Here is a 7,568-nt window from a genome sequence, read left to right as displayed (position 1 = left end):
GATGTGTATAAGAGACAGGTGCAACGCCACACGCGATACCCGTTGCCGTCACGAACCAGCACCAGGGATTCGCACACCGCCACCGCCGAGTCCCCGGTGACCGTGACGACGCACGGCCCGAGGAAGTGACAGCACCCCTTGGCCACCAGGTTCCGGTGCGCCGACGAGTTGACCATGGCGTGCACGTCCGCCCTGCCTTGCATCCGCCAGCCGTCGACGTCGTAGCTGCCGTCGCTCGCCCACAGCCGGGCGGCAGCCTCGGGATCCGCGGCGTCGACGGCCGGCCCGTACGAGGCGATCAGCCGCTCGATGTCGCGCTCGTCCTCGAGCCGCCGCAGCCGCGCCTTCAGGTCGTCGATGTCGCTCATGGTTGCTCCTCATCGCCGGGATCGCGGCAGCGGACCATTACTAATCCCCCACACGTTAGGACGGACGGCATGAGCATCAGGGGCTAACGGCCGCAATCCGGGGCGGGTGTAACCACAACGGCTGGTTCGGGTTTGCTCCAGCTTTGAATCAGGCGGCCCGAACAATCTGATCGATGCTCCCTAACAGCCGCGATCACTTTTTACATGTTATTTACGCGGCTCCATCTCAAGTTGCTGGCCCCTTGACCGCGGGTTAGGTTGGTCGGGTTTGCGGTCGCGGCCAGCGTCGGTCGTCGGCCTCCCTCGCGGAAAACCGCGAAGCAGCCATTCGTCATGTGCGTGAAAGGGGTTGCGCGTGCGACAGCTTTCACCCCTGGGGATGGTGTCCACGGGACTCGGCGCCGCCGCGGGACTCGGCGACGCGGTCGGCAGGCTGGCGATCGCCGGCCTCGATGTTGTCGCGCTGCCGGTCCGGGTCGGCGCACAGGTGCTCTCGGGCGAGGTCTCCCGCTCCACGCTGACCCGGCGGTGCGGCCGCGGCGACGGCCGCGTGTGGATCGAGGTGCGTGGCCTCGGCGGCGCGGGTGGGGCGGCGCGTGGCGCGGCCATCCTCGACGCGCTGCGCGCGCACCCCGGCGTCACGAACGTCGTCTTGAACCGCCCGCTTTCGCGGGTGGTTGTCGAGACCGACGGCGACGGGGTATCGCTGAACGAGCTGTGCACGGTGCTCGATGACACCGAAGAGGACCATGGCGCAGCCGATTCCACGCGGTCGGACAGCTTGCCCGGTGACGGACTGCCGTTGGCCGCCCGCGGCGCGATGGTGGCCGTCAACGCCGCCGGGTTCGCGGTCGCGGTCGCGGGCCGGGCGATTCGGTTGCCGGCGGCCCCGATCGCCGTCGAGGCGGTGTCGGCGGTCGCGAATCATCAACCGTGGCTGCGCCGTGCGCTCGAGGCGGGGATCGGCCCCGGCGCGACGGACACCGCGTTGTCGGTGTTCGCCACCGCCGCGCACGTGGTCACGCTGTCGCCGGCGAAGCTTTCGGTCGACCTGGCGGTGCAGGCCTTCAAAGCCGCCGAGTGCCGGGCCGCCGCGCGGGCATGGGACCGCTGTGAACCGGAACTGGCCCGTCACGCCGACGAGGCGGAGTCGCTGCACCTGCCACGCCCGGTACCCGCGCCGGCCGGGCCGGCCGAACGCCACGGGAAGCGCGTGGCGTGGGCACAGCTGATCGGCATCGGCCTGACGGGTGCCCTCACCCGAAACGTCACGATGGCTTCGAATGCGGCGCTGGCGGCTTCGCCCAAGGCGATGCGCACGTCGCAGGAGGCGTTCGCGACCACGCTCGGACGGGGGTTGGCGGACCGGCACGGGGTTCTGCCGCTGCGGCCGGAAAGCCTGCGCCGACTCGACACGGTGGATGCGCTGCTCATCGATCCGCGCGTGCTGTGTGGCGAGCAGATGCGGGTGGTGCGCGTGCGCGGCGCGCGCGACGGTGAATTGCTCAGCGCCTGGACCGGCGCGCAGGAATTGCTCGACGAGGGCGTGGGCGCGGGCTGGCACGCCGTCGTCGCCGCGTCGGGTGACGGCGAGGTTGTCGAGGCGCTCATCGCCCCGGCCCCCCACCCGCTCGCATCCGCAATGATCACCCAGGCGCGCGACTCCGGTGCGCGGGTGGTGTCGGTCGACACCGACCTGCTTGGTGACCTGCGGCCCGCGTTCGATGACGTCCGCCCCGTCGGTGACGACGGCATCGACGACGCACTCGCCGCTGCGGTGTCCGCGCTGCAACGCGACGGGCATACCGTCGCGTTGGTGTCATCGACTGCCGCGCAAGCGCTTTCGGGTGCCGACGTGGCCCTGGGCATCAGGCCGGACGCCGACGCCCCGCCGCCCTGGAACGCGGACCTGATGCTGGATGACCTGGCCGCCGCGTGGCGGGTGCTCCACGCGATGCCCGCCGCCAGGAGGGCGAGCGAGCAGGGCATCGCGATCTCGGTGGGCGCTTCGGCGCTGGGCGCGTTGTTCATGGTGCCCGGGGTGCGCCGGCTGCGCGGGCCGGGCCCGGTGACCATGGGGGCCGTCGCGGGACTTTTGTCCGGATACCTGTTGGCGCGCGGCACGATTCACACGCAGGTGCCGCGGCCGGCCCCGGCGTTCGAGTGGCACGCGATGTCGGTCGAGCGGGTCCGCGACGTGCTGGCGGCGCTGCACGAACCCCAGGAGCGTTCTGCCGGCTCCCAACCGGCACGGGGCGGCGGGGCGTGGGAATTCGCCCGGGCCGCCGTCGCCGAACTGACCGGTGACCCGCTGACGCCGATCCTCGGATTGTGTTCGGCGGCCACCGCCGTGCTGGGCTCGCCCACCGACGCGGTGCTGGTCGGCACGGTGCTGACCGGGAACGCGTTGCTGTCGACGGCCCAACAGCTTCGGGCCGAGAACCGGCTGAACCGCCTGCTGGCCCAGCAGACCCCACCGGCCCGCGTCCTCACCCAGGGGTCCGGCTACCGAGAGGTCGTCATCGAACAGCTGCGGCCCGGCGACGTGATCGAGGTGCGCAGCGACGAGGTGGTGCCCGCCGACGCCCGGGTGATCGAGGCGCACGACCTCGAGGTCGACGAATCGTCGCTGACCGGTGAATCCTTGTCGGTCCAGAAGCAGGTCGAGGCCACGCCCGGGGCCGAACTGGCCGAGCGCCGCTGCATGATCTACGCCGGCACCACCGTGGTGGCCGGCACCGCGGTCGCGCTGGTCACCGCCGTCGGGGCCGACACCCAGAGCCGCCGCGCGGCCGAACTGGCGTCCGGCGCGCTGCCGACCGTCGGCCTGCACCATCAACTCAGCCGGCTGATGAGCCGCGCATTCCCGTTCAGCGCGGGCGGCGGCATCCTGGTCGGTGCGCTCGGCCTGCTGCGCGCCGGCGGCCTGCGCCAAGCCCTCGGCAGCGCCATCGCTGTCGCGGTGGCGGCCGTCCCCGAGGGCATGCCGCTGATGGCCACCCTCGCCCAATCCGCGTCGGCGCAGCGGCTGGGCGAATGCGGGGCGCTGGTGCGGGTGCCGCGCGCGGCCGAGGCGCTTGGCCGCGTGGAGGTGGTCTGCTTCGACAAGACCGGAACGCTGAGCGAGAACCGCCTCCGCGTCGCGGAGGTGCACCCGGTGGCGGGCCATTCCCGCGACGACGTCCTGCGGTGCGCCGCCCAGGCCGCACCGGCGGACGACGGGAATCCCCACGTGCACGCCACCGACGAGGCCATCGTCAAGGCGGCGGACGCGGTGCCGGGGTCCGGTCCACGGCCCGCGGCCGACGCGCACCTGCCGTTCCGCTCCGGCAGGGCGTTCTCGGCGTCGGTGACGGGCACTGCGCTGACCGTCAAGGGCGCGCCGGAAGTGGTCTTGGCGGCGTGCCGGGAGGCGGGCCCGCAGGTGCACGACGCGGTCGCGGCCCTGACGACCGCGGGGCTGCGGACGATCGCCGTGGCGCAACGCCGCCTGAGCGCGCAACAGGCGCGGTCGTTGCGGAAGGACCCCGACCGCATCACCGAACTGTGCGGCGCGGGGCTGACGCTGACCGGATTCCTGGGTCTCTCGGACACCCCCCGCCCGCAGGCGCCGCAGTTGCTGGCCGACCTGGCCGCGCGGGGCGTGGCGATCCGGCTGATCACCGGCGACCACCCCGTGACCGCCACCGCGATCGCCCGCGAACTGGGGGTATCGGTGAGCGCCGACCAGGTGATCACCGGGTCCGAATGGAACGCGCTGTCGCGCCCGGATCAGCAGCGCGCGGTTTCCGAGCGGGTGATATTCGCGCGGATGTCGCCGGAGAACAAGGTGCAGGTGGTCCAGACGCTGGAGCGCGCCGGGCGGGTGTGCGCCATGGTCGGCGACGGCGCCAACGACGCCGCCGCGATCCGGGCGGCAAGCGTCGGCGTCGGTGTGGTCGCGCGCGGCAGCGACTCCGCCCACACGACCGCCGACCTGGTCCTCACGGACGGCCGCATCGAGACGCTGGTGGCCGCCATCGACGAGGGACGCCGACTGTGGCGCGGGGTCCAGGCGGCCGTCGCGGGTCTGCTCGGCGGCAACGCCGGGGAGGTGGTTTTCTCGGTCATCGGCACGGCGCTCACCGGGACCTCACCGCTGAACACCCGGCAGTTGCTGCTGATCAACATGCTCACCGACGCGTTGCCCGCGACCGCGGTCGCCGTCAGCACGCCGGCGGGGCCGGTACAACGCGCCGGGCGCGGCATCGACGAACGGGCCCTACGCCGAACGGTGGCGGCGCGCGGGGCACTCACCGCCACCGCCGCCACGGCGGCCTGGATGATGGCGTCGGTCACCGGGCTACCGCAACGGGCCTCCACCGTCGCGTTGATCTCGTTGGTCGCGGTCGAGTTGGGCCAGACCGTGGTCGATTCGCACGCGCCCCTGGTGCTACTGACCGCCGCGGGCTCCTTCGCCGCGTTCACCGCGATGATCAGCACCCCGGGGATCAGCCAACTTCTGGGCTGCACGCCGGTCGGCCCGTTGGGCTGGGCGCAGGGGCTGGGCACCGCCACGGCCGCCGTCCTCGCCGTCGCCGCCACGAATCGGTTGCGCTCGGGCCGTCGGGACGAAGAATCGCCACGCACCGATGACACGGAACCGCAGGAGCCCGCCGAGTCCCCACAACCCCCGCAGCACAGCGGATCTCGGGCGCCGCACACCGCGATCCTGATGGCTCCCGCGAAGGCCGCGCGCGCGCTGAAATTGGTGGACCAACATCAGCATCGGATTTCGGCAGAGGCCGTCACCGATCGCCCCTGAGCCGCTCAGTCACGGTCACCGCGCGGCTTGATGAACACACCCTCCGCACCGACGGTGATTCCTTCGCTGTCGGTGATCTGCCCCTTCGCGAAGGTTTTCACGCCCTCGACACGGTCGACCCACGCTTCGGCCCGCACCAGACCCAACGGCGTCCCCCGGACATAGCGCAGCGTGAGCGTGCCGGTGTAGGCCGGTCGGCCGGGTTCGTGCGCGGTCGCGCCCAGGATGTGGTCGAGGATCATCGCGCACACTCCGCCGTGGACGTGTCCCGGGGGCCCCTCGTAAGCGGCGCCCAGTGTGATTTCCGTCCACACGGCGCCGTCGGCGCCGCGGTGAATCACCAACGGAGGTGCGAGCGGGTTCCGCGCGCCGATCATGACGTTGCCGGAGGTGACGGGTTGTCCGTCGGAACGATCACGCATGGCGAACGAGCCCGGCATCAGACTTTCGCTCAATTGCTCTACCGCGCAATCAATGTGCGCCTTCGCCGACGCCACGGCGGCGGCGCCGGCCTCGGTGCGGATCGTCGCGTCGATCAGTCGCCGAACGGACTGGGCGAGCGGTTCATACGCCGGTGCGCCGCTGCCACCGGTTTCGGTCATGTCGCCTTCTGCGAAAGGCCGGCGTCGACGACGAGCTGGATGCCCGTGATGTAGCGGCCCTCCTCGGAGGCCAAAAACACCACCGCATTGGCCACGTCGACGGGCTCTACCCAGGGCACCGGCAGCAGGTTGCGCGCCCGGAAGACTTCCGCGACATCGTCGGCGGTCGGGTTCTCGAGGTCCGGGCGCAAGCGTCGAAACGTCCCGTCATTGAGGATCATCGGGGTCGCGACCGGCCCCGGATGAACCGTGTTGACCCGGATGCCGGAAGGGCCGAGCTCGTTCGCGAGGGTGCGCGCCAGCCCGACCACCGCGTGCTTGCTCGCGGTGTAATGCGCGGAATTGGGCGTCCCGCGAAGACCATTGGTCGAACTGATGATCACGATGGAGCCCCCCTCGCCCATGTGCGGTACGCCGGCCTTGACCGTGTGCCACACACCGGTCAGGTTGATGTCGAGCGTGCGATGCCAGTCCCGGGGTTCGAGTTCCCATGTTCGTCCGCCCGCTATGTGGATTCCGGCATTCGCGATGATGGTGTCGAGGCGCCCCAGCACCGTGACGCCATTGGCTACGGCGCCCGTGACGGCGTCCAGGTCACTCACGTCGGCAACGCCCGTCACGCAGCGTCGGCCACGGCTTTCGACATCCCTTGCGGTGTCGAACAACTCGCTGCTCGCCGCGGCGGCATCGAGCGCGATCACATTCGCGCCCTCGTCGGCGAAGCGCTGACAATGCACCCGTCCCGTTCCCTTGGCGGCGCCGGTCACCAGCACCACCTTGCCAAGCAGTCTCGTCATCGCGGCATCTTAACCAGATCGAAGCCCGGGTACCCGGCCCCGGCCACCTCGGCGCAGATGTCGTTATATGTCGCGAAGCCGCCGACGAACAACATGAATCCCCTTGGCTTTCCGGGCACGTTGGCGCCCATGTACCAGGACTCCGCCTTGGTGAACAACGTGGCCTCGGCGAGGCGGGCACACTCGGCCCCCCAGCCGTCGACGGCATCGCGGGTCGCCTCGATCGCGGCCAACCCGTGGCCATCGAGGTAAGCAATCGCCGCGGCTATCCAATTCACCTGCGCCTCCGCGTGCAGCACCATGTTCGCCAGCACGGCGGGCGCCCCGGGACCGGAGATCAGAAACAGGTTCGGAAATCCGTCGACGCCCAGCCCCAGGTAGGTGCGCGGCCCCTGCGCCCAGTCGTCCCGCAGCCGACGACCGCCGCGTCCGACGATGTCGATCTTCGCCAACGCACCGGTGAGGGCGTCGAAACCCGTTGCCAGCACGATCATGTCGACGTCGTAGCGCGCGCCGGTGGTTGCGATCCCGCTGGTGTCCACCGACTCGATCGGTGTGTCACGCACGCTGATCAGCGACACGTTCGACCGGTTGAAGGTGCCGAAGTAGTTGCTGTCGGTGCAGATCCGCTTCGTGCCGATCGGGTGATCATTGGGAATGAGCAGGTCCGCCAGCGCGGGGTCGTCGATGACCGCGCGCACCTTCTCCTCGTAGAACTGTCGGGCCTCGTCGTTGGCGGTCAAGTCGGTCATCTGGTCGGGGAACGTCTTCGAGAACAGCACACCGCCCAGCTGCCAACGCTTCTCGAACGCCGCCCGACGTTCCTCCGGCGTGAACTCCATCGTCGGCTTCGGCGCCGTGACGTGCGGTGACCCGCCGCCGCTGCGCCACGAGAGCCGCCGCCGTTCCGCGTAGTTCGCCTTGATGTCGTCGAGTTCCCTTTCGCTCAACGGCTTGTTGCCGGCCGGGACGCTGTAGTTGCTGTCTCTTATACACA

At 70.6% G+C, this 7,568-nt stretch carries 5 protein-coding genes; 1 reads left to right on the top strand and 4 read right to left on the bottom strand.

The genetic code is table 11. The annotated features are described in order from the left end of the window. Nucleotides 1–368, bottom strand: a 368-nt coding sequence (locus tag WU80_RS23390) for a nuclear transport factor 2 family protein (protein WP_055405865.1), incomplete at its 3' end; no start/stop codon positions are given. Nucleotides 369–747: 379 nt separating this feature from the next. Here WU80_RS23390 and WU80_RS23385 point away from each other — a divergent pair. Further along, nucleotides 748–5,172 (top strand): cation-translocating P-type ATPase, encoded by a 4,425-nt coding sequence (locus WU80_RS23385; protein WP_082460001.1) that lies wholly within the window; start codon nt 748–750, stop codon nt 5,170–5,172. Nucleotides 5,173–5,177: 5 nt separating this feature from the next. Here the strand turns inward: WU80_RS23385 and WU80_RS23380 are convergent, their stop codons facing one another. The 3 genes from WU80_RS23380 to WU80_RS23370 form a co-directional block, all read right to left on the bottom strand. Then, on the bottom strand, nt 5,178–5,774 hold the full coding sequence (locus tag WU80_RS23380; protein WP_055405458.1) for a PaaI family thioesterase: 597 nt from the start codon (nt 5,772–5,774) through the stop codon (nt 5,178–5,180). Then, entirely contained in the window at nt 5,771–6,571 is an 801-nt protein-coding gene (locus WU80_RS23375) for a mycofactocin-coupled SDR family oxidoreductase (RefSeq protein WP_055405457.1), read from the bottom strand. The genes WU80_RS23380 and WU80_RS23375 overlap by 4 nt, the downstream gene beginning before the upstream one ends. Further along, nucleotides 6,568–7,568, bottom strand: a 1,001-nt coding sequence (locus WU80_RS23370; RefSeq protein WP_369808570.1) for a flavin-containing monooxygenase, incomplete at its 5' end; no start/stop codon positions are given. The genes WU80_RS23375 and WU80_RS23370, both read right to left, overlap by 4 nt.

Origin of the sequence: Mycobacterium sp. UM_11 (assembly GCF_001414075.1) — a bacterium.
In the GTDB taxonomy this organism is placed as follows: domain Bacteria; phylum Actinomycetota; class Actinomycetes; order Mycobacteriales; family Mycobacteriaceae; genus Mycobacterium.
Note: the sequence above shows the minus strand (reverse complement) of the source record. Positions and strands in the feature narration are given on the sequence as shown.

Excerpts from the sequence above, each read along its gene's own strand:
- WU80_RS23385 (WP_082460001.1), top strand. The coding sequence starts at position 748 with ATGGTGTCCACGGGACTCGGCGCCGCCGCGGGACTCGGCGACGCGGTC.
- WU80_RS23380 (WP_055405458.1), bottom strand. The coding sequence starts at position 5,774 with ATGACCGAAACCGGTGGCAGCGGCGCACCGGCGTATGAACCGCTCGCC.
- WU80_RS23375 (WP_055405457.1), bottom strand. The coding sequence starts at position 6,571 with ATGACGAGACTGCTTGGCAAGGTGGTGCTGGTGACCGGCGCCGCCAAG.